21 protein-coding genes and 1 tRNA gene are annotated in these 20147 nt (G+C 71.6%); 8 read left to right on the forward strand and 14 right to left on the reverse strand.

The window, feature by feature from the left end:
* Nucleotides 1-53 precede the first annotated feature (53 nt).
* A complete protein-coding gene (locus FBY41_RS00165) occupies nt 54-3101 on the forward strand; it encodes a glycosyl hydrolase (RefSeq protein ID WP_221629178.1) in 3048 nt (1015 codons plus the stop codon).
* A 95-nt stretch (nt 3102-3196) separates the two neighbouring features.
* Here FBY41_RS00165 and FBY41_RS00170 read toward each other — a convergent pair whose 3' ends face one another.
* Nucleotides 3197-3412, reverse strand: a complete 216-nt coding sequence (locus FBY41_RS00170; RefSeq protein WP_141841428.1) for a hypothetical protein — start codon at nt 3410-3412, stop codon at nt 3197-3199.
* Nucleotides 3413-3697: 285 nt separating this feature from the next.
* On the opposite strand from FBY41_RS00170, the gene FBY41_RS00175 reads away from it, so the two are divergent.
* On the forward strand, nt 3698-4597 hold the full coding sequence (locus FBY41_RS00175; protein WP_141841429.1) for an NADP-dependent oxidoreductase: 900 nt from the start codon (nt 3698-3700) through the stop codon (nt 4595-4597).
* Nucleotides 4598-4773: 176 nt separating this feature from the next.
* On the forward strand, nt 4774-5571 hold the full coding sequence (locus tag FBY41_RS00180) for a CHAP domain-containing protein (protein ID WP_141841430.1): 798 nt from the start codon (nt 4774-4776) through the stop codon (nt 5569-5571).
* Between the two features lie 8 nt (nt 5572-5579).
* Here the strand turns inward: FBY41_RS00180 and FBY41_RS00185 are convergent, their stop codons facing one another.
* The 3 genes from FBY41_RS00185 to FBY41_RS00195 all read right to left on the reverse strand — a co-directional run bounded on the left by FBY41_RS00185 (nt 5580) and on the right by FBY41_RS00195 (nt 6512).
* Nucleotides 5580-5831 (reverse strand): DUF3618 domain-containing protein, encoded by a 252-nt coding sequence (locus FBY41_RS00185; RefSeq protein WP_141841431.1) that lies wholly within the window; start codon nt 5829-5831, stop codon nt 5580-5582.
* 61 nt (nt 5832-5892) lie between these two features.
* Entirely contained in the window at nt 5893-6366 is a 474-nt protein-coding gene (gene bcp / locus FBY41_RS00190) for a thioredoxin-dependent thiol peroxidase (RefSeq protein ID WP_141841432.1), read from the reverse strand.
* Between the two features lie 62 nt (nt 6367-6428).
* Nucleotides 6429-6512, reverse strand: a tRNA-Leu gene (locus FBY41_RS00195).
* Between the two features lie 62 nt (nt 6513-6574).
* Here FBY41_RS00195 and FBY41_RS00200 point away from each other — a divergent pair.
* The gene (locus tag FBY41_RS00200; protein ID WP_141841433.1) at nt 6575-6991 is read left to right on the forward strand and encodes a RidA family protein; all 417 of its coding nucleotides are present in this window, start codon (nt 6575-6577) and stop codon (nt 6989-6991) included.
* Here FBY41_RS00200 and FBY41_RS00205 read toward each other — a convergent pair.
* The 7 genes from FBY41_RS00205 to clpS form a co-directional block, all read right to left on the reverse strand.
* Nucleotides 6978-8546, reverse strand: coding sequence for a molybdopterin-dependent oxidoreductase (locus FBY41_RS00205; protein ID WP_141841434.1), 1569 nt, complete (start codon nt 8544-8546; stop codon nt 6978-6980). The genes FBY41_RS00200 and FBY41_RS00205 overlap by 14 nt on opposite strands.
* Nucleotides 8543-9163: an RdgB/HAM1 family non-canonical purine NTP pyrophosphatase gene (gene rdgB, locus FBY41_RS00210; protein ID WP_141841435.1), complete on the reverse strand. Its 621-nt coding sequence runs from the start codon at nt 9161-9163 to the stop codon at nt 8543-8545. Before rdgB ends, FBY41_RS00205 begins: the two co-directional genes overlap by 4 nt.
* Entirely contained in the window at nt 9160-9900 is a 741-nt protein-coding gene (gene rph, locus FBY41_RS00215; RefSeq protein WP_141841436.1) for a ribonuclease PH, read from the reverse strand. Before rph ends, rdgB begins: the two co-directional genes overlap by 4 nt.
* A gap of 117 nt (nt 9901-10017) precedes the next feature.
* Entirely contained in the window at nt 10018-10887 is an 870-nt protein-coding gene (locus FBY41_RS00220; RefSeq protein ID WP_185748815.1) for an aldo/keto reductase, read from the reverse strand.
* An 82-nt stretch (nt 10888-10969) separates the two neighbouring features.
* Complete coding sequence (locus tag FBY41_RS00225; protein ID WP_141841438.1) at nt 10970-11737, reverse strand: MBL fold metallo-hydrolase; 768 nt, start codon at nt 11735-11737, stop codon at nt 10970-10972.
* Between the two features lie 57 nt (nt 11738-11794).
* Nucleotides 11795-12463 carry a DUF2017 domain-containing protein gene (locus tag FBY41_RS00230; RefSeq protein WP_141841439.1) on the reverse strand — a complete coding sequence of 223 codons (669 nt, stop codon included), beginning with the start codon at nt 12461-12463 and terminating at the stop codon, nt 11795-11797.
* Nucleotides 12463-12768 carry an ATP-dependent Clp protease adapter ClpS gene (gene clpS / locus FBY41_RS00235; RefSeq protein ID WP_141841440.1) on the reverse strand — a complete coding sequence of 102 codons (306 nt, stop codon included), beginning with the start codon at nt 12766-12768 and terminating at the stop codon, nt 12463-12465. The genes FBY41_RS00230 and clpS overlap by 1 nt, the downstream gene beginning before the upstream one ends.
* A 128-nt stretch (nt 12769-12896) precedes the next feature.
* Here clpS and FBY41_RS00240 point away from each other — a divergent pair, with 128 nt between their 5' ends.
* Both FBY41_RS00240 and FBY41_RS00245 read left to right on the forward strand, forming a co-directional pair.
* Nucleotides 12897-14147 (forward strand): nicotinate phosphoribosyltransferase, encoded by a 1251-nt coding sequence (locus tag FBY41_RS00240; RefSeq protein ID WP_375869858.1) that lies wholly within the window; start codon nt 12897-12899, stop codon nt 14145-14147.
* Between the two features lie 3 nt (nt 14148-14150).
* Nucleotides 14151-14750, forward strand: coding sequence for an isochorismatase family protein (locus FBY41_RS00245; RefSeq protein ID WP_141841442.1), 600 nt, complete (start codon nt 14151-14153; stop codon nt 14748-14750).
* 127 nt (nt 14751-14877) lie between these two features.
* On the opposite strand, the gene FBY41_RS00250 is transcribed toward FBY41_RS00245, so the two are convergent.
* The 3 genes from FBY41_RS00250 to FBY41_RS00260 all read right to left on the reverse strand — a co-directional run bounded on the left by FBY41_RS00250 (nt 14878) and on the right by FBY41_RS00260 (nt 17883).
* Nucleotides 14878-15693, reverse strand: a complete 816-nt coding sequence (locus FBY41_RS00250; RefSeq protein WP_141841443.1) for a DUF6299 family protein — start codon at nt 15691-15693, stop codon at nt 14878-14880.
* Nucleotides 15694-15875: 182 nt separating this feature from the next.
* Nucleotides 15876-16634 carry an IclR family transcriptional regulator domain-containing protein gene (locus FBY41_RS00255; protein WP_311769344.1) on the reverse strand — a complete coding sequence of 253 codons (759 nt, stop codon included), beginning with the start codon at nt 16632-16634 and terminating at the stop codon, nt 15876-15878.
* Nucleotides 16603-17883, reverse strand: a complete 1281-nt coding sequence (locus tag FBY41_RS00260) for a homogentisate 1,2-dioxygenase (protein WP_141841445.1) — start codon at nt 17881-17883, stop codon at nt 16603-16605. The genes FBY41_RS00255 and FBY41_RS00260 overlap by 32 nt, the downstream gene beginning before the upstream one ends.
* A gap of 82 nt (nt 17884-17965) precedes the next feature.
* Here FBY41_RS00260 and FBY41_RS00265 point away from each other — a divergent pair, with 82 nt between their 5' ends.
* Both FBY41_RS00265 and fahA read left to right on the forward strand, forming a co-directional pair.
* Nucleotides 17966-18820 (forward strand): hypothetical protein, encoded by an 855-nt coding sequence (locus FBY41_RS00265; protein ID WP_141841446.1) that lies wholly within the window; start codon nt 17966-17968, stop codon nt 18818-18820.
* Nucleotides 18821-18866: 46 nt separating this feature from the next.
* Nucleotides 18867-20117, forward strand: coding sequence for a fumarylacetoacetase (gene fahA, locus FBY41_RS00270; RefSeq protein WP_141841447.1), 1251 nt, complete (start codon nt 18867-18869; stop codon nt 20115-20117).
* Nucleotides 20118-20147: the final 30 nt, after the last annotated feature.

Below are 20147 nucleotides of genomic sequence, written 5' to 3' on the forward strand. Positions count from 1 at the left end.
GGTCGCCGCACGAATTCTGAATCGTTTCATTCACATCGTCGTGGAGGATCCCCATGGTCACCGGCCCCACCCCGCAGGACCCGCCCGTGCGCTCGTCCGTCTCTCGCCGCAGGTTCATCACGATGGGGGCCGTGCTCACCGCCGGCGCCGCTCTGCCGTGGTCTCCGGCGCCGGCGGCCGCAGCCGCGGGGACGCCCGATGCCGCCGAGGCGGCGGGATTCGCCCGCAGCTTCCGTCAGCCGCCGACGTCGTACGGCGCCCGCTTCCGGTGGTGGTGGCCGTGCGGCAACGTCGACCCCGACGAGGTCGCCAAGGAGGTCGACGCCGCCGCAGACGCCGGCTTCGCGGGGCTCGAGATCGCCGACGTGCACCACAGCATCCCGAAGGGCCGGCTCGACCCCCAGGCCCACGGCTGGGGCACCGCGCCCTGGGTCACAGCGGTCACCGCGGCTCTGCGACAAGCGCAGCGCCGCGGCATCACCATCGACCTCACCATCGGACCCTCATGGCCCGCCGCCGTGCCGACCGTCACCCCCGACGACGTCGCCGCGTCGAGCGAGCTGGCCCACGGACTGGTGCCTGTCGCAGCGGGTTCCACCTACGACGGCGTCGTCCCTGCCCCCGTCGTGCCGGCCAAGCCCGGCGCCACTCGCGCACAGCTCATCGGTGTCCACGCAGCGAAGGTCATCGCTCCCCCGCCCCGCGCCGGGCAGCCCTCGACGCTCGACCAGGCCTCCGTCGTCGATCTCACCGCCTCGGTGCACGACGGGCGCCTCACGTGGACCGCGCCGGCGACCGGGTCCTGGGTGATCCTCAGCTACTGGCAGAGAGGGTCGGGGCAGGAGCCCGAGGCCGGCCCGCACACCACGCCCACGGCATACGTCGTCGACCACTTCAGCGCGGCCGGCACGGCGGCGGTCACGGACTTCTGGGAGCAGCGGATCCTCACCTCGGAGCTGCGCCGCCTCCTCGCGTCGGCCGGCAACACCCTCTTCGAGGACTCCCTCGAGATCGAGACCGACGCGACCCTGTGGACCCCCGGGTTCCTCGACATCTTCCGCTCGCGCATGGGCTACGACCTCTACCCCTGGCTGCCGGTGATCATCGAGCAGAAGGAGAAGTACCTCTACGTCTTCGCGGGCGACACGACGAACAAGGTCCGCGACGACGTGGCCCAGTGCCTCAGTGACCTCTACGCCGAGCACCACCTGCTGCCGCTGCGCTCCTGGGCGCACGACCTGGGTCTCGAGCTGCGCGTGCAGGGCTACGGCCTCGAGACCGACTCCATCTACGAGGCAGCCCTCTTCGACCAGCCGGAGAGCGAGTCACTCGGGTTCAAGAACCTCGACGACTACCGCGCGCTGAGCGGCGGTCGAGACATGGGCGGTCGCTCGATCCTGTCCTGCGAGGCCGCTGCCTACGCGGGCGGCGCCTACAACACGACGTGGAACAAGGCCCTCCAGACGTTGGGCAGCATCTACGCGGGCGGCGTCAACCAGGCGGTGCTGCACGGCTTTTCGTATGCCGACGCCCCCGGAGCGGCATGGCCGGGCTTCGCGGCGTTCTCCCCCTACTACAACAACGCCGTCGGATACGGCGAGGCGTGGGGTCCGCGCCAGCCGATGTGGCGGCACGTCACCGACGTCGCCGACCACCTGCGTCGCACGCAGTTCGCCCTGCGCGCGGGGGTGAACCGCGCCGACCTCGCGTGGTACCGCCAGAAGGGCTGGACCGCCACCGGCATCGGCGTCGGTTGGGGAACCAGTGCCGCCATCGGTCTCGGGTGGAGCTACGGCTTCATCACCGCACCCCTGCTCAGGCTGGACACGGCGCAGGTCCGTGACGGACGGCTGGCACCGGACGGACCGGCCTACAAGGCGATCATCATCGAGGGCGACCGGTTCCGCGGGAACGTCAGCTCGCTGCAGCTCGAGGGTGCCACCGAGCTCCTGCGCCTCGCCCGGGCGGGGCTGCCCATCGTCTTCGTCGGCGACTGGAGCTCCGCCCTGGCGACCGGGCTCCCCCAGGGCGACGAGGACGCGCAGATCCGTGACCTGGTCGCGCAGCTGCGCTCCCTCCCGGTGGTGCGCACGGTGACCGTCGCGGACGACATCCCGAAGGCCCTCGCCGAGCTGGGGGTCGAGCGCGCCGTGGAGCACGACCCGTCGACCCTCATGCACGTCCAGCGGTTCGTCGCCGACACGGGGGCGCAGAGCCCGAGCCGTCGCAACGGCATCGACGTCTTCTACCTCGCCAACGCGCGGCACGCCGAGAACCGGAAGATCGTCCGTGTCGAGCAGGACGTCTGGCTGACCGCGTCCAGCGCCGGCATGGTCCCCTACCGGCTCGACACCTTCACCGGTGAGGTCACCCCGATCGCGGTGTACGAGGTCGACGGCCGCCACATCCGGATCCGCGTCGCGCTGAACCCTGCCGAGGGCGTGGTCGTCGCCCTCGCGCCGCCGAAGCTGCTCGGCGGGCCGACGCTCGCGACGCCGGCTGTCGGAACGGACGCCGCGAGCATCTCCTACGTCGACGGCAGGCTCGTCGCCCGCGCCACGACCGGCGGCACGTGCACGACGGTGCTGGCCGATGGCCGGGCGGTGCGAACCACGGTCCCCGCGGTGCCCGCTCCCCTTGCGCTCACGCGATGGGACCTCTCCCTCGAGGACTGGCAGCCGGGTTCGTCCGCCACCGATACCACGGTGGCGACGCGCACCACGGTGATGGACGGGCTCACGCCATGGACGAACGTCAGCGGACTCGAGGACGTGTCGGGAGTCGGCCACTACTCGGCTGCCGTCGAGCTCGACGACTCCTGGGACGGGGTCGGCGCCTACCTCGACCTCGGCGCGGTGTTCGACACCTTCCGGGTGCGCGTCAACGGCCGCGACGTGCCGACCCGGTCGGTGCTCTCGACGCGCGTCGACGTCGGTACGGCGCTTCGCCCCGGCCACAACCTCGTCGAGGTGGAGGCCCCGTCCACGCTCTTCAACCGGCTACGCACGGTGAACCCGACGGTGTTCGGGTCGAGCAGCCGACAGGCCTACGGGCTCCTCGGACCCGTGACCATCACGCCCTACCGGGACGTCCTCGTCTGACCGCCGACCTTTCGCGGCGCCACCTGCCGAGATGCAACGGCGGCTCGGACCCTGAGGTCCGAGCCGCCGTCTGTGTCCCCGAGAGGAGGTGGGTTTCAGCAGAAGGACTTGGCGGTCTCGTTCTTGGCCTGGCCCCCGCCGAGGGCCTGAACGAGCTGACCGACGTTGTCGAACCCTGCCACGCCGCCACTGTTGACGGTCTTGTGCACCTGGCCGAAGCAAGCGGCGTCCGCAGGCGCGGCACTGGCGGTGCCGGCGAAGCCGAGCATGCCGAGGGCGGCGATGGACACCGTGGCGAGAATGCGCTTCATGTGACATCCCTTCTCTTGGTGGGTGCTTGTTCACCCATCGCCACTTCTTCCGCGTGGGCGTGGAGTTTGGATGCACCCCGCTCCAACTTTTTTTCTCGCGTGCTGCGGGACCCGCGGCGCCCTGGCCCCCGACACGCACCCGGCGGGCCGCTCCGGGTGACCGGGTGCGCGCGAGTTCGACGGTGTTGCTGACGGGCGGGTCCGCGGGCGCGAGAATTGCACGTGCAGGGGATGGACGCGTCGGGCCGCCGGCGCGGCGCGATACTCGACACCGAAGGACGTCCCATGCGTGCGATCCGATTCCACCAGTACGGCGACCCCCAGGTCCTCACCCTCGAGGACGCTCCCGAGCCCCATGCCGGGCCGGGCCAGGTCCGCATCCGGGTCCAGGCGACGAGTGTGAACCCCGTCGACTGGAAGATCCGGGCCGGCTACCTCCACGAGATGATGCCGGTGAGCTTCCCGGCCATCCCCGGCAGCGACGCGACGGGCATCGTCGACGAGGTGGGCGACGGCGTCTCCGGCGTCGAGATCGGCGATGCCGTCTTCGGCCTGGCCCAGGGAGGCGCCGCAGAGCTCGCGGTCCTCACCGCATGGGCTCGCGTGCCCTCGGGCTGGACGACCGAGCAGGCTGGGGCCGCAGGACTGGCAGCCGCCACGGCCTTGGCCGGGCTCGACGCCCTCGGCGACATCGCGGGCAGGACCGTCCTCATCGAGGGTGCCGCAGGAGGAGTGGGCTCCGCCGCGGTCGAGCTCGCGACGGCTCGCGGCGCCACCGTCATCGGGACCGCGAGCGAGCGCAACCACGAGTTCCTGCGGACGCTCGGCGCCACCCCGCTGACCTATGGTGAGGGCCTGGCCGAGCGGGTCGCGGCGGTCGCGCCGGGAGGGGTCGACGCGGCCCTCGACCTCGCGGGCTCGGGGTCGCTCGCCGATCTCGTCGACATCGTCGGCGATCCCGCCAGGGTCGCCTCCGCAGCGGACTTCGGCGCGCCGTCCCTCGGGGTCGCGGTGGTCGCCGGCACCGCCAATGCCAGCGCGAACCTCGCCGCTGCCGCCGAGCTCGGCGCGGCGGGGCAGTACACGCCTCGCGTCCAGGCCACCTACCCGCTCGAGCGGCTCGCCGAGGCGCACGCGGACGTCCAGGGTGGCCACACCCGCGGCAAGGTTGTCGTCACCGTCTGACGCACCGGCCGCTGACGTATGCCGTCCGGCGGGCTCGGCGGGACGGCATACCGGCTCGGCGGCGGGTTATGGCGTGCGATTTGTCGTATCAGCCTGACGGCATGGGCACTCCGATGGACCATGGAGACACTCACGACTCGCGCAGGGGCGTGTCGGCAAGTCCCGAGGAGGCGGGCATGACCGGTTTCGACAAGGACCTCGACAAGGGCGACCAGTCGGAGGAGGTGGTCACGCCGGACCTGCCCTTCGACGACGACTGGGACTGGAAGCCCGGTGACCGCGACATCACGGTGCGCGGACCGAGCCAGAGCGTCCCCAAGGCGCGCGCCTACACGAGGTATGACCCACCCGGCATGTGCTGCCAGTTCGTCTGGAACTGCATCGCGGCACCCCGCAGCTTCGGCCTCGCCGACGCCAACGCCGCGTGGCAGCGCTCGAAGAACCGCCGCGGCGACGAGAACCCTCCCGCCGGGGCGCCCGTCTACTGGGCCGGGGGCAAGCACGGACACATCGCGATCTCCGTCGGTGGCGGTTCGGTGCGCTCCACCGACTGGCCCGTCAAGGGCAAGGTCGGCGATGTCACGATCTCGCGGATCACCGCGGCCTGGGGCATCACCTACCGCGGGTGGTCGACCGACTGGGCCGGCGTGCCGATCCCCGGCATCGGCTCACCGAGCGTGGTCGGCAAGCTGGGGCGCATCGACGACGAGGCGATCCGCCCGGGCAAGCGCAACGACCACGTCCGCCGCTTCAACGCCGCCCTCTGGTCCTCCATGCCGGCCGACTACCGCGCGGCCCACGAGAAGGAGTGGAAGAGCGAGGCCTCCGACCTCTACGGCCCGGTCAGCCAGGAGGTCTGCTACGACAAGTACGCGATGCTCAACAAGAAGGACCCGAAGAAGTGGCCGCTGCCGAGCAAGCCGGCGTGGCCCGGGCCCGGCCTCATCCGGCTGCTCGGCGGGACGGCCGACTGACCGTCACCTCACCGCCGGCGGCGGAGGAACCCCACGACCACGACGACGGCGACGGCTGCGGCCACCATGGCGGCGATGCGCTCGATGCGCAGCTCACCGTCAGGGGTGTGCGTCGCAGCGTCGAGCTTGAGCCGGAGGCCCTGCGCCTGACGCTGGGCGATGACCTGCGGCTGCGCGCGGTAGGCGAGCTCGTTGATGGTGCCCTCGAGGCGGGCCCGCGTGGCCTGGATGTCCTGCTCGAGACGTGCGGTGTCACTCATGGTGGCTTGTCCTTTCGAGGGTCTGCGACGACTCTACTGGGGGCTCATACCCCGTCGCGTCTCAGTCGGCGATGCCGAGGTCGCGACGCAGCTTGGCGACGTGCCCCGTGGCCTTGACGTTGTAGAAGGCGTGGCTGATCGTGCCGTCCTCGGCGACGACGAAGGTCGAGCGCAGCACCCCCTCGACGGTCTTGCCGTAGAGCTTCTTCTCGCCGAAGGCGCCGTAGGCACGGTGCACCGCGAGGTCGGTGTCGGACAGGAGCGTGATCGTCAGGTGGTCGCGCTCGCGGAACGTGGCGAGCTTCGCCGGAGCGTCCTTGCTGATACCGAGCACCTCGTAGCCGTCGCGCCGGAGGGTCTCGATCGAGTCGCTGAAGTCGCACGCCTGCTTCGTGCAGCCGGGGGTCATCGCCGCCGGGTAGAAGTAGACGATCACCTTGCGGCCGGCGTAGTCCGAGAGGCTCACCGTCTGGCCGGTGTCGTCGGTCAGGCTGAAGGCAGGCGCCTGGTCGCCGGGCTCGAGGCGAGAGGTCATGGATCGCTCCTTCGGTGATGCGGATGGGACGGGTCCGCGCTCGCGCGTGGCGCGAGCTCGGATGGTGCGGACGGCGGGACTCGAACCCGCACACCTAGGGCACAGGAACCTAAATCCTGCGTGTCTACCAGTTCCACCACGTCCGCGAAGCTGCGCCCCCACTGTAGTTGGCGCCACCCCGCGGGCGCCTCGGGGTTACCCTCGGCGCGTGCGCCAGAACGTCGGGTCAGGCAGTCCGTGGGAGTCGGAGGTGGGCTACTCCCGAGCCGTGCGGGTCGGTGACGGCGTGCACGTCGCGGGCACGACCGCAGTGCGCGACGGCGTCGCCCAGGCCCCCGGCGATCCCTACGGCCAGACGCGTGTCGCGCTCGAGATCATCGCGGCCGCGCTCACCGAGTGCGGCGCCTCGCTGTCGGACGTCGTCCGCACGCGCATCTACGTCACCGACATGGCCCACTGGGCCGAGGTCGGCCGCGCCCATGGCGAGGTGTTCGGCGACATCCGCCCCGCCGCCACCATGGTGCAGGTGGCCGCGCTCATCTCCCCCGACCTGCTCGTCGAGATCGAGGCCGACGCGGTCGTCACGCCTCGCGACACCCCTGACCCCGACCTCACTCGACCCTGACGTTGACGACGTGGATGCCGGTCGCCCCGTCGGGTGCCGGCGCCGCCTCGTAGGGAGACTGCACCTCACCGGTCGCGTCGTAGGCGCGCACGCGGATGTCGTGGCTGCCCGGCGTCGCGTCCCACTCGAGGACCCACTGCCGCCAGGTGTCGATGCTCGCGTCGACCGCGAGCCGCGCCGGGGTCCACGGGCCCTGGTCGACCTGCACCTCCACCTTGGAGATGCCGCGGTGCTGGGCCCACGCGACACCCGCGACGGCGACCGTGCCGGCCTTGACCGTGGCCCCCGCCCGCGGCACGTCGATCCGTGAGCTCGTCTTGACCGGCCCGAGGGGCGACCACCCGCGCGGCGTCCAGTAGCCCTGGTCCTGCGCGAAGGTCGTCACCTTGAGCTCGGTCACCCACTTCGTCGCGGACACGTAGCCGTAGAGCCCGGGCACGACGAGGCGCACCGGGAAGCCGTGCTCGAAGGGCAGCGGCTCGCCGTTCATCCGGATCGCGAGCAGGGCGTTGCGGTCGTCGGTGAGGGCGGCGAGCGGTGTACCGCACGTCCAGCCGTCGACGCTCGTCTGCAGCACCATGTCGGCGCCGGCCCTGGGGCCGGCCATCGCGAGCAGCTCGCGCACCGGCCACCCCGTCCACACGGCGTTGCCCGTGAGGTCGCCGCCCACCTCGTTGGAGACGCACATGAGCGTGACGAGCGCTTCTGTCAGCTGCTTGGACTGCAAGGTCCTCCAGTCGATCTCGACCTCACGGTCGACCATGCCGGTGACCTTGAGCTTCCACTCGCTGGCATCGAGGCGCGGCACGACGATGGCCGTGTCGATGCGGTAGAACTCGCCGTTCGGCACGATGTAGGGGGTCAGGCCCTCGATGCCGAGGTCCGCCCCGGCTGGGATGGTCAGCTTCGTCCCCTTGAGCGTCTGCGCCTTGAGCGCCTCCCGTGAGGCCGTTGCCGCCGTGGAGCCTCCGCCGACGAGAGTGCCGACGTATGCCGCCGCGCCGCCCACGAGCCCGCCGACCACCCAGCGTCGGGACGGGTTCGACGGCGTGCCGACAGAGTTCGCCGTGTGGGCGTGGCTGAGGAACCAGAGCCCCGCAGCGACACCCAGCAGGGTGGGAACGACGTCGGCGGGTGCGGCGCCGGGACGGGAGAGCACGGCTGCGGCGCCGACGGCCCCGACCAGGGCGAAGAGCACGAGCGCGAGGGTGAGACGACGACGGGCGAGGACACCGATCGCCGCACAGACGAGCGCGAGGACGACGATGGTGCCGACGAGCAGTGCTCGCTTGTCGTTGGTGCCGAACGTCGAGATCGCGAAGTCCTTGAGCCACGCCGGCGTGCGGTCGATGAAGGCGCCGCTCACGGCGGCCACCGGCGCGGGCTGGCCGCCCGCCGCCCCGACGGCCGTCAGCAGCGCGGCGAGCAGGGTGCCGAGACCGACCGTGAGCAGACCGGCCACGAGCCCGTCCACCGCACCGACCCAGCCGGGCACACCGCGCGCCTCGGGGGCAGCCGGCGTCTGGGGAGTGGTGGGCGGGCTCGTCGTGGTCATGGCCTCAGGTGCTCCTTCAGGTGTGGCACGAGTGCACGGAAGGCAAGCGCCCGGTGCGACACGGCGTTCTTCTCCCCGGCGGCATACTCCGCCAGGGTGCGTTCGTTGCCGACGGGCTGCCCGGATGGCACGAAGATCGGGTCGTAGCCGAAGCCGCCCTCTCCGCGCGCCTCGTGGGCCACGCTGCCGGGGAAGTGGCCGAGCTCGGCCGCCGAGCGGCCGTCAGGCAGCACGAGGGCCGCGGCACACACGAAGGCTGCTGCGCGGTGCTCGTCGCGCACGTCGCCCAGCTGGGCGAGGAGCAGCTCGAGGTTGGCCCGGTCGCCCTTGCCGCCCGACCAGCGGGCGCTGAAGATGCCGGGGGCGCCGCCGAGCACGTCGACCGCGAGCCCGGAGTCGTCGGCGAGCGCCGGCAGTCCGGTGACCTGCGCGGCGGAGGCGGCCTTGAGGATGGCGTTCTGCTCGAAGGTCACGCCGTCCTCGACGACCTCGGGCGCGTCGGCGACGTCGTCGAGCCCCACGATCTCGAGATCGAGACACTCGCAGACGTCGGCGAGGATCTCGCGCAGCTCCTCGACCTTGTGGGCGTTGCGGGTCGCGAGCACGACCCGGCTCATGCGACGACCTCGTCGGCGAGCGCGGCCTGCTGCATCGTCGTGAGGTCGGCGCAGCCGCGGGTGGCGAGGTCGAGCAGGGCGTCGAGCAGCGTCCGGTCGAAGGGCTCGCTCTCGGCGGTGCCCTGCACCTCGACGAACCGCCCGTCGCCGGTCATGACGACGTTCATGTCCGTCTCGGCCGTGGAGTCCTCCGGGTAGTCGAGGTCGAGCACCGGCTGCCCGCCGACGACACCGACGGACACGGCGGCCACCGACCCGGTGAGGGGCTTGGCGTTCCTGCCGATGAGCCCGCGCGAGCGCGCGTCCTCGATGGCGTCGACGAGGGCGACGTACGCGCCCGTGATGGCAGCCGTGCGGGTGCCGCCGTCGGCCTGCAGCACGTCGCAGTCGAGCACGATGGTGTTCTCGCCGAGCGCCTTGGTGTCGATGACGGCACGCAGGCTGCGCCCGATGAGGCGGCTGATCTCGTGGGTGCGCCCGCCGATGCGGCCCTTGACGCTCTCGCGGTCGGAGCGGGTGTTCGTCGCGCGCGGGAGCATCGCGTACTCCGCCGTCACCCAGCCGGCGCCCTTACCCTTGAGCCAGCGTGGCACGCCCTCGGTGAACGAGGCCGCACAGAGGACGCGCGTGCGACCGAACTCCACGAGCACGCTGCCCTCGGCGTGGTCGAGCCAGTTGCGGGTGATCCGCACCTCGCGGGTCTCGTCGGGGGCACGGCCGTCATGTCGTTGCGTCATGCCCCTGAGGCTAGCCATGCCTCAACGCTAAGCCGGAATCGTCGCCGTGGCGACGGGCGCTCCTGCACCGTCCGCAGACCGTAAGGAGCGCCCGTGTGCCTCCGTATGCCGCCTGGCTCAGTCGGTGCGCGCAGCGGAGAGACGGGCGATCTCGTCGCCGGACAGCGTGAGGTCGGCGGCCTTGACCGAGTCCTCGATGCTCTCGGGGCGCGAGGCGCCGGGGATCGGGATGACGACGGGTGCGAGCGCCAGCTCCCACGCGAGTGCCACCTGCTGGGGGCTCACCCCGTGGTCGCGCCCGACCTCGGCGAACACGTCGTGGGCGCTGCCGAGCTCGGCCGCCTTGGCGATGCCTCCGAGGGGGCTCCACGGCAGGAAGGCGAGGCCCAGCTCGGCGCAGAGCTCGAGCTCCGGCTCGCTGCTGCGGAACGCCGGTGAGAACTGGTTCTGCACCGAGACCAGCCGCCCGCCGAGCACCTGCTGGGCCTGGCGGATCTGGTCGGGGTTCGCGTTGGAGACGCCGGCCATCTCGATGACGCCCGCGTCGAGCAGGTCGGCAAGGGCGCCGACCGACTCGGCGTACGGCACCGACGGGTCGGGCCGGTGGAACTGGTAGAGGCCGATCGCCTCGCCACCGAGCCGCTGGAGCGAGGCCTTGGCGGCCTCCTTGAGGTGCTCCGGCCGACCGTCGAGGGTCCACGAGCCGTCGCCCGGCCGCAGGTGGCCGCCCTTCGTCGCGACGAGGACGCTGCTCCGATCGCCCGACCACGCATCGAGCGCCCGGGCGATGAGCGACTCGTTGTGGCCGACCTCGTCGGCGTCGCGGTGGTAGGCGTCGGCCGTGTCGATGAGCGTCACGCCGGCGTCGAGCGCCGCGTGGATGGTGCGGATCGAGCGGTCCTCGTCGGGCCGGCCCTCGATCGACATCGGCATGCCGCCGAGTCCGATCGCGCTGACCTGCCTCGTCCCGATGGTTCGCTGCTGCACAGTGCCTCCTGAGTACGTGCCGTCCGGGTGCGGGTGCTCCCGGACCTCGTGGTCCATACCCGTCACCCCGGCCCGCCCCTCGTCAGACGGAGTAGGTCGCTCCGGGCTTGGCGATCTCCACCTCTCCGGGCCAGACGGCGGCCGCCTGGGCGCGGCACACCTCCGGGTCGTTCCACGCCGGCATGTGGGTGAGCATGAGGCGCTCCACTCCCCCGGCTCGCACGGCAGCGGCGGCCGCCCGCGATCCCGAGAGGTGGATGCCGGTCACCGTGTCGCGCCCGTCGACGAACGCGGAGTCGGCGAGCACGAGGTCGGCGCCGGCCATCAGGTCGCCGAGGGCGTCGCACTCGTCGGTGTCGCCGGTGTAGGCGAGCACCCGACCGCGAGCCTCGACCCGGAAGGCGTAGGCCTCGACGGGGTGGCGCACCCGGTAGGGGGTGACCTCGAAGGGTCCCACCCGGAAGGAGTCGCGGTGTCGCAGGTCGGAGAAGGCGAAGACCCCGAGCAGGTCCTCGGAGTCGACGTCGCCGTAGGCCCGAGCGAGGTGCGCACCGGTGCCCGACGGCCCCCACGTCCTCACGGGGCCGCGACCGGGGCCGCCGGGGACGTACTTCATCATCACGTAGAGGCCGCACATGTCGATGCAGTGGTCGACGTGGAGGTGGCTGAGCAGGACGGCGTCGACGGCATACGGCCTGATGTGGCGCTGCAGCGAGCCGAGGGCGCCGTTACCGAGGTCGAGCACGATGCTCCACGTGCGGCCCTCCTGCTCGGCCTGCACGAGGTAGCAGGACGCGGGTGAGTCCGGCCCGGCGAACGAGCCCGAGCACCCGATGATCGTGACGTCCACGAAGTCGAGCCTAGGTGGGGTCACCGACGCTCGCTGGGACGCGCGGCGTCGGCTGCGTCACACGTCCTCGTCGGTGCCCTCGCCGTCGCCGTCGCGTTCGTCCATGAGGGCGTGCGCGAGGGTCTCCTGCAGCCAGGTGAGGAAGTCGTACCACGCCATCGCGTAGCCGAGCGGGTCGTCGTCGTCGATGGTCTCCATCGCCGCGTGCAGGGCCTCGGCGTCCTCCTCGGTGCGCATGCCCATCCGCTCGCCGAGCAGCAGCCGCACGTCGGTGAGGGCGATGAGGAACGCCGGCGCCTGCGCCGCGTCGAGGACGACGCGGTCCTCGTCGGCTGCCTCGATGCGACCGATCGCGAGGTCGAGGTTGGAGCTCTTGCGCTGGCGCAGTCCCTCCTCGGTGAGGCGCCGGAACTCCGCGGCCACCTCGTCGTCACCCCGGTGCGCGGTCGGCAGGAGCCGGTCGAGCGCGGGGTCGCGGTGGCCGGTGTCGGCGGGCTCGTCGTCACCGCTGCTGCCGGTGCTGTCGGCGCTGCCCGTGCCCTGGTCGGCGAGGTCGAGCGACACCCCCATCGACGCGACGAGGTCGTCGAAGGCGTCGCCCGTGGCCTCGATCTCGGGCGAGAGCAGCACGCGGGTCTGCTGCATGAGCCCGGAGAGGATGAGGCGCTCACCGTCGTCGAGGAGGGCGACGAAGCCGTCGGGCTCACGGAGGAAGGCGCGCGCCATCACTCGTCCTTCTCGAACGTCGCCCAGAGTCCGTAGCCCTGGAGGGCCTCGGCGTCGCGCTCCATCGACTCGCGCGGGCCGTGGGAGACGACGGCGCGACCCCTGACGTGGACGTCCATCATGAGCTTCTCCGCCTTGCTCCTCGGATAGGCGAAGTAGGTCTCGAAGACCCATGTCACGTAGGTCATGAGGTTGACCGGGTCGTTCCACACGATGGTGACCCACGGGACGTCGGGCGCGACGACCTCGTCGAGCGAGGTGACCTCCTCCTCGACGGGCGCGAGCGACAGGCTGGCGGTTGGCACACGCCCACACTAGGGCCCTCGACGTCAGCGGTATGCCGGGTGGCCTCCGCCCGTAGGGTGGCGGGGTGAGCACCCGTGCGACCACCGCCGCCAGCACCGCCCTGCTGACCGACCACTACGAGCTGACGATGCTCCAGGCCGCGCTCGCCTCCGGCGAGGCGCACCGGCGCTGCGTCTTCGAGGCCTTCGCGAGGCGGCTTCCCGACGGGCGGCGCTACGGCGTCGTCGGCGGGACCGGCCGCATCCTCGAAGCGCTCGAGGACTTCCGCTTCGGCGACGACGAGCTGCGCTTCCTCACCGACGCCGAGGTCGTCGACCGGGCGACGCTCGACTGGCTGGCCTCCTACCGCTTCACCGGTGATGTCAGCGGCTATGCGGAGGGCGAGTGCTACTTCCCCGGCTCGCCGGTGCTCGTCGTCGAGTCGTCCTTCGCCGAGGGCGTCCTGCTCGAGACCTTGGTGCTGTCGATCCTCAACCACGACACCGCGATCGCGTCGGCTGCCTCGCGCATGACGAGCGCCGCCGGGGGCCGGCCGTGCATCGAGATGGGTTCGCGTCGCACGCAGGAGGAGTCGGCCGTCGCGGCGGCGCGGGCGGCCTACATCAGCGGCTTCGACGCGACGAGCAACCTCGAGGCGGGGCGGCGCTACGGCGTTCCCACGACGGGCACGGCCGCACACGCCTTCACCCTGCTCTACGACTCCGAGCGCGAGGCCTTCACCGCGCAGGTCGAGTCGCTGGGCAAGGGCACGACGCTGCTCGTCGACACCTACGACGTGCGCCACGCGGTCGACCTCGCCATCGAGATCGCCGGGCCCGAGCTGGGCGCCGTGCGCCTCGACTCCGGCGACCTGCTCATCCAGGCGACCGAGGTGCGGGCCCAGCTCGACGCCGCCGGCAACCACGACACCCGCATCATCGTCACCTCCGACCTCGACGAGTTCGCCATCGCCGCGCTGGCTGCGGGCCCGGTCAGCGGCTATGGCGTCGGCACCGCCCTCGTCACGGGGTCGGGCGCCCCGACGGCGTCGATGGTCTACAAGCTCGTGCAGCGTGAGGACGCCGCGGGCGTCATGCAGGGCGTCGCCAAGAAGAGCAAGGACAAGGCGTCGGTCGGGGGCCGCAAGTGGGCGCTGCGCCGACGCAACGAGCGCGGTGTCGCGCAGGCCGAGATCATCGGCGTCGGCGAGCAGCCGCGCGACGACGGCGACGACCGTGCCCTCATGGTCGAGCTCGTCAGGGACGGCGAGGTGGTCGACCACCAGGACATCCACGAGGCGCGGGCGCGGCACGAGGCGTCGCGCGCTGAGCTGCCGCGTGCTGCCCGCCAGCTCTCACGGGGGGAGCCCGTCATTCCCACCATCTACGAGGAGGACTGAGCCATGGCCGAATCCGAGGGACGTGCGCTGATCATCGTCGACGTGCAGAACGACTTCTGCGAGGGCGGCTCGCTCGCCGTGACCGGCGGGGCCGAGGTCGCACAGCACGTGTCGGAGCACGTCGTGCGGCACGCTGCCGACTACGACCACGTCGTCGCGACCGCCGACTGGCACATCGACCCCGGGCCGCACTTCTCCGACACCCCCGACTACATCGACTCGTGGCCGGTGCACTGCGTCGCCGACTCCGAGGGCGCCGACTTCTATCCGCACCTCACGACTGCGCTGCACCACGTCGAGGCGGTCTTCCGCAAGGGCGAGCACGCCGCCGCCTACAGCGGGTTCGAGGGTCACAGCGACGACGGCGAGGGCTCGTCGCTCGCCGCCTGGCTGCGCGACCACCAGGTCGGTCAGGTCGAGGTCGTCGGCATCGCGACCGACCACTGCGTGCGGGCCACGGCCCTCGACGCCCAGCGCGAGGGCTTCGACACGACGGTGCTGCTCGACCTGACCGCGGGAGTGGCTCGGCCCACGACGGACGCGGCGTTGCGCGAGATGGAGGAGGCCGGCATACGCCTCCTCGGCGCCCCGACAGTGTCGTGAGCCACAGCCACCCTTTCCGGATGACGACCTCCGTCGGGTGACGCCGAGAACGGCGAGCGTGGCTGGTCGCCCCGCCCGCCGCCCTCCGTGGTCGGTGGTCGTCATCCACCACCGATGGAGCCTGCGCTCAGCGGCCGGCGCGTGTCACCTGGAGCTTCTGGTTCACTTCGACGACCGTGCAGTCGAAGACGCCGCACGCAAAGACGAGCGAGACGGACGTGGCCTTGCCGCCGGCGAACAGCCCGTTGCTGCTCGTGACGATCGCCTCCCACGAGTGCACGGCGCCGTCGCACTCGAGCGGGTAGACGAAGAAGAAGCCCTCGATCTTCATGCGGCCGACGGTCTGGGTCACAGTGCCCTCGACGTCGCTCGAGTAGCCGTCCGCGTTGGCGCAGGAGTACGTCCCGCGCAGCAGGAGGCTGCCGTCCCGGTATGCCGTCGCCTTCGGTTCGACCGTCAGCGTGGCCACGGGTGCAGGCGGGAGCGCGGAGAATCCGGCCACGAGGTTGCCGCCGATGACCCCGGCGGTGTCGGAGAAGGCCATGACGTAGTACGTCGTGCCTGCCTCGCCCCGGACGGCGGCGCTGCCCGGCCCGCACGCCACGACGCTGCTGTCCGTGGTCGGCTCGCCGGCGACGATGATGACCCCGGCCGTGAAGTCCGAACCGGACACGTCGACCAGCAGGCCGTCACCGGTGGTGTCGGTGTAGGTGAACCAGACCGAGCCGTTCGTCACCGGGGCACCGCACCGGGTGTTGAGCGCGGCGTCGAGTGCGTCCGTGGTCGCATCGCTGGTGTCCTGCACCACCGTGGAGGGCACGCTGACCGCGACCGCCCCTGAGGGGATGTCGTTGCCGGGTGGAGCCGCGAGGGCGGTCGAGGCCCCCATCGGTGCGAGAAGCAGCGCCGCGACCGCGGCGATGATGAACCTGCGAGTCTTCATGCTGATCCCCTTGATCCCTGTCGGCGCTCGTCGTTGGGCGCCTACCCACCATGACGTTTCGGCGCCACTGGCCGTTGTCGGAATCCGCGAAGACGGGAAGAGTCTTTACCTTTGGGGCGAGTCGGTCAGATGCGGATGCCCGCCGCTGGGAGGAGATCAACCAGTCAGCCCGGGCGCGGGCGTCAGCGCAGGATGGCCGCGAGCGCCTGAGCCGCGCGTTCGAGCCGAGGCCCGATGAGGGCGGCGTCCAGCGCACGGAGCGACACCACTCCGACGGAGGCCTCCACCGTGGGCCGGCCGACCGCGTCGACCCCGCCGACGAGGGCGACCCCTCCGGCTGCGATGGGCGAGGTGGACATCCGCACGATGGGGACGGCGAGCCCGTGGGCCCCGGCCTGCAGCTCACCGTCGGACGCGACGGGGCCGGTCTCGCCGGCCCGCCCGGCAAGGATGGCCCGGCCGGCCGCCCCCTGCTCGAGGCGGTGCCGCGCGCCGGAGCGGTAGGCGACGTGGACGTCGGTCCACGACGGCTCGACGACGACGAGGGCGAGCGCCTCGTCGCCCTCGGCGATGGTCAGGTGGGCCGTCGCGCCAACCGCGTCGGCGAGCTCTCGCAGCACGGGCCGCGCCTCGGCCCGCACGATCGGCGTGACCGCGGACGCGAGACGGCTGATGCCGAGGGCGAGGCGCACCCTCCCGTCGTCGGCGCGGGCAACGAGGTGGTGGGCCTCGAGCGTGGTCACCAGCCGGTAGACCACGGGTCGTCCCACTCCGAGGGCCGTCGCGAGCTCGGTCACGGTCAGTCCAGCGGAATCGCCTCGTGCAGCGAGCGATTCGAGAATCCGTATGCCGCGGTCGAGGGTCTGCGACGCCTCCGACCGCGGCGCTGAAGCCTCGGACGTCACCCGCTCAGCCCTCGGAGTGCACGCCGCCGACGGCACCCGGCCGCGGCCGGCCGAGGCCCTGCGACCACGACATCGCGTAGAGGCCGTCATCGACGGCCAGGCCACCCTCGCCGAGCTCCAGCGGACGGAAGGTGTCGACCATGACGGCGAGCTCGTCGAAGCGCTCGACGCCGATCGACCCCTCGGTCGCCCCGGGCTGAGGTCCGTGCGGGTGCCCGCCGGGGTGCACCGAGATCGATCCCTTGCCGATGCCCGAGCCCTTCCGCGCCTCGTAGTCGCCGTCGACGTAGAACATGATCTCGTCGCTGTCGACGTTCGAGTGGTAGTAGGGCACCGGGATGGCGAGCGGATGGTAGTCGACCTTGCGCGGCACGAAGTTGCAGATGACGAAGTTCCACCCCTCGAAGACCTGGTGGACGGGCGGCGGCTGGTGGATGCGGCCCGTGATCGGCTCGAAGTCGCGGACGTTGAAGACGTAGGGATAGAGGCAGCCGTCCCACCCGACGACGTCGAGCGGGTGGAAGGGCAGCGTGTGCACGGTGCCGACGACGCCTCCCGGGCCGTTCCCGCGGTGCTTGATGTAAACGTCGGTCTGCTCGTCGGGGTCGGCACCGACGTCCTCGGCGAGGAGGGGACCGGCCGGCTGCCGCAGGTCGCGCTCGCAGTAGGGGGCGTGCTCGAGGAGCTGGCCGTACTTGCTGAGGTAGCGCTTCGGCGGCGCGATGTGGCTGTTGGCCTCGATGCAGTAGGCCCGCAGCGGGTCCTTCGTCGACTTCTTCGGGATCCACCGGTGCGTCGTCGCCCGAGGGATGATGACGTAGTCGCCCTCGGCGACGTCGAAGGAGCCGAAAACGGTCTCGACACGGGCCTTCCCGCGCTCCACGTAGACACACTCGTCGCCGATGCCGTTGCGGTACCACGGGCTCGGCGACGCCGCGACGACGTAGGAGATGCGCACGTCACCGTTGCCGAGGACGAGCCGGCGGCCCGTGACGACATCGGCGGCGCGGGCGGCCTTGGCGTCGAAGAGGTCGTGCAGCTTGAGGTGCCGCGGCGTGAGCGGGTGGTTGGGCGTCGTCGACTGGTCGGGCAGCTCCCACACGCGCGAGTCGACGATCGTCGACGGGATGTTGCGGTGGTAGAGCAGCGAGCTGTCTGAGCTGAACCCCTCCTCCCCCATGAGCTCCTCGTAGTAGAGCTCGCCTGCCTTGGGGCCCCGGCCGGGACGACGGTGCTGCGTGTGACGCTTCGGCGGGATGCTGCCGACGGCTTGGTAGTGAGCCATGGCTCCTCGATCATCGTTGACAAGCGTCCGATAATCGGACGCTGGCGTATCACTAATGCCACAGTGGAGTACGCTCCCCCACATGTCAAGGACGCCGCTCTTCGACCGCCTCGTCGACGACGCGGCCGTCTTCCCGCCGGGGCTCGCACCACTCGACGTCGCCGTGCGCGAGCACCTCGACCGGCGGACCCAGCCGTATGCCGGCCACGTCGGCACGCTCCTCGTGCCGGCCGTCGCCGCCGCTGAGCTGGCGCGCCTCGCAGCCGGCGACGAGCGGACGGTGGCACGTGCACTCGAGGTCGGGCTCGTCGTGCGCCCCGGCTCCCCCGTCCAGCCGCTCGTCGAGGCCACGGACCTGCTCCGCGACGAGGCCCGAGTCGTCGTCATCGGAGTCGAGCTCGGCTGGTCGAGCGGCTGGCGTTCGGCACTCGACCTCGACGTGCCCGTCGCCGTCGAGGTCGGCCGCGGCACCGACCAGGTGGCCGGGCTCGACGACATCGCCGCCGCGGTCGACGACGACCACGACGTCATCGCGAAGTTCCGCACCGGCGCCACCCCGTCGTGGCCCTGGCCCGACGAGCACGCGCTCGGCGGCTTCATCGACGCCGTGGTCCTGCACGGGCTCTCGTTCAAGCTGACCGGCGGCCTGCACCATGCCGTGCGCGGACGCTACGGCTCCGAGCAGCAGCACGGGCTGCTCAACGTCATCGTCGCCACCCACGAGGCACTCGGCGGAGCGGAGGCGCCGGAGCTCGCCCAGATCCTGGCGCAGACGAGCGCCGAGCTGCTCGCGGAGCGCGTGTCCCGCCTGACGGCCGTCGACGCGGCGCGCGTGCGAGCCAGCTTCACGGCATACGGCTGCTGCGGGGTGCTCGACCCGCTCGTCGAGCTCGCCGCCCTGGGCCTCATCGCCGAGCACCCGCACCTCGACCGCTGACCCATCCCCGACGCATCCCCCGACGCATCCCCCGAGGAGACCGCACGTGACCACGTGGCTCGACGTCCCGGCCGACCACCCCTTCGGCATCGACACGCTCCCCTACGGCGTGTTCTCCACCCGCGATGCGCCGCAGCGGCGTCGGGTCGGTGTCCGCATCGGCGACCACGTGCTCGACGCGAGCGCCGTCGCCGCGATCGGGCGAGACGCCGGAATGGTCGGTGACGGTCCCGACCTCGCGACCGTGTGGGAGACCCCGAGCCTCAACAGCTTCCTGGCGCTCGGCCGCCCCGCGTGGACGATCGCGCGCGAGTGGCTGACCGAGATCCTCACCGACGACGTGCACCGGGCAGGCGTCGAGCCGCACCTCATACCGCTCGACCGCGTGACCGTGCACCTGCCGATCGACGTGGCCGACTACGTCGACTTCTACGCGAGCGAGCACCACGCGAGCAACGTCGGGCAGATCTTCCGACCGGACAACGCCGCGCTGCCACCGAACTGGAAGCACCTCCCGATCGGCTACCACGGCAGGGCGGGAACGGTCGTCGTCACGGGCACCGACGTCGTGCGACCGAGCGGCCAGCGCAAGGGACCGCAGGACCCCGCACCTGTCTTCGGTCCGAGCATCCGGCTCGACATCGAGGCAGAGCTCGGATACGTCGTCGGCGGCGCGACGGCGATCGGCTCGCGCGTGTCCGTCGACGAGGCTGTCGACCACATCTTCGGCGTGGTCATCCTCAACGACTGGAGTGCACGCGACATCCAGGCCTGGGAGTACGTGCCTCTCGGGCCGTTCCTCGGCAAGTCCTTCGCGACCTCCGTCTCGGCGTGGGTCACGCCTCTCGACGCGCTCCGCGAAGCTCGCGTCTCCCTTCCGGGGCAAGCGGATCCGCCGGTGCTGCCCTATCTGCAGGGTGACGCGTTCGGGCTCGACGTGCACGTCGAGGTCAGCCTCAACGGCGCCGTCGTGTCGCGGCCGGAGCACGCGGGGATGTACTGGTCGCCGGCGCAGATGCTCGCCCACCTCACGGTCAACGGCGCCTCCCTGAGAGACGGCGACCTCTTCGGCTCCGGCACCATCAGCGGACCGACCGTGGGCTCCCGCGGCAGCCTGCTCGAGCTCACGTGGAACGGCACCCGACCGCTGACCCTGCCCGACGGCTCCAGCCGCGGCTTCCTCGAGGACGGCGACACCGTGACGATGACGGCGTGGGCGCCCGGCCCCGGAGGATCGAGGATCGGCCTCGGTGAGGTGACGGGCACGATTCGGCCCGCTGTGCCCCTGGAGGCGTGACCGGGTCCGGTCTGGCCCCCGGTGCCCTCC

The organism is Humibacillus xanthopallidus (assembly GCF_006716675.1).
GTDB lineage: Bacteria > Actinomycetota > Actinomycetes > Actinomycetales > Dermatophilaceae > Humibacillus > Humibacillus xanthopallidus_B.

What these genes read in the sequence shown, in the direction of transcription:
- FBY41_RS00165 (WP_221629178.1), top strand. Translation starts at nt 54, where the DNA reads ATGGTCACCGGCCCCACCCCGCAGGACCCGCCCGTGCGCTCGTCCGTC.
- FBY41_RS00170 (WP_141841428.1), bottom strand. Translation starts at nt 3,412, where the DNA reads ATGAAGCGCATTCTCGCCACGGTGTCCATCGCCGCCCTCGGCATGCTC.
- FBY41_RS00175 (WP_141841429.1), top strand. Translation starts at nt 3,698, where the DNA reads ATGCGTGCGATCCGATTCCACCAGTACGGCGACCCCCAGGTCCTCACC.
- FBY41_RS00180 (WP_141841430.1), top strand. Translation starts at nt 4,774, where the DNA reads ATGACCGGTTTCGACAAGGACCTCGACAAGGGCGACCAGTCGGAGGAG.
- FBY41_RS00185 (WP_141841431.1), bottom strand. Translation starts at nt 5,831, where the DNA reads ATGAGTGACACCGCACGTCTCGAGCAGGACATCCAGGCCACGCGGGCC.
- bcp (WP_141841432.1), bottom strand. Translation starts at nt 6,366, where the DNA reads ATGACCTCTCGCCTCGAGCCCGGCGACCAGGCGCCTGCCTTCAGCCTG.
- FBY41_RS00205 (WP_141841434.1), bottom strand. Translation starts at nt 8,546, where the DNA reads ATGACCACGACGAGCCCGCCCACCACTCCCCAGACGCCGGCTGCCCCC.
- rdgB (WP_141841435.1), bottom strand. Translation starts at nt 9,163, where the DNA reads ATGAGCCGGGTCGTGCTCGCGACCCGCAACGCCCACAAGGTCGAGGAG.
- rph (WP_141841436.1), bottom strand. Translation starts at nt 9,900, where the DNA reads ATGACGCAACGACATGACGGCCGTGCCCCCGACGAGACCCGCGAGGTG.
- FBY41_RS00230 (WP_141841439.1), bottom strand. Translation starts at nt 12,463, where the DNA reads ATGGCGCGCGCCTTCCTCCGTGAGCCCGACGGCTTCGTCGCCCTCCTC.
- FBY41_RS00240 (WP_375869858.1), top strand. Translation starts at nt 12,897, where the DNA reads ATGCTCCAGGCCGCGCTCGCCTCCGGCGAGGCGCACCGGCGCTGCGTC.
- FBY41_RS00245 (WP_141841442.1), top strand. Translation starts at nt 14,151, where the DNA reads ATGGCCGAATCCGAGGGACGTGCGCTGATCATCGTCGACGTGCAGAAC.
- FBY41_RS00250 (WP_141841443.1), bottom strand. Translation starts at nt 15,693, where the DNA reads ATGAAGACTCGCAGGTTCATCATCGCCGCGGTCGCGGCGCTGCTTCTC.
- FBY41_RS00260 (WP_141841445.1), bottom strand. Translation starts at nt 17,883, where the DNA reads ATGGCTCACTACCAAGCCGTCGGCAGCATCCCGCCGAAGCGTCACACG.
- FBY41_RS00265 (WP_141841446.1), top strand. Translation starts at nt 17,966, where the DNA reads ATGTCAAGGACGCCGCTCTTCGACCGCCTCGTCGACGACGCGGCCGTC.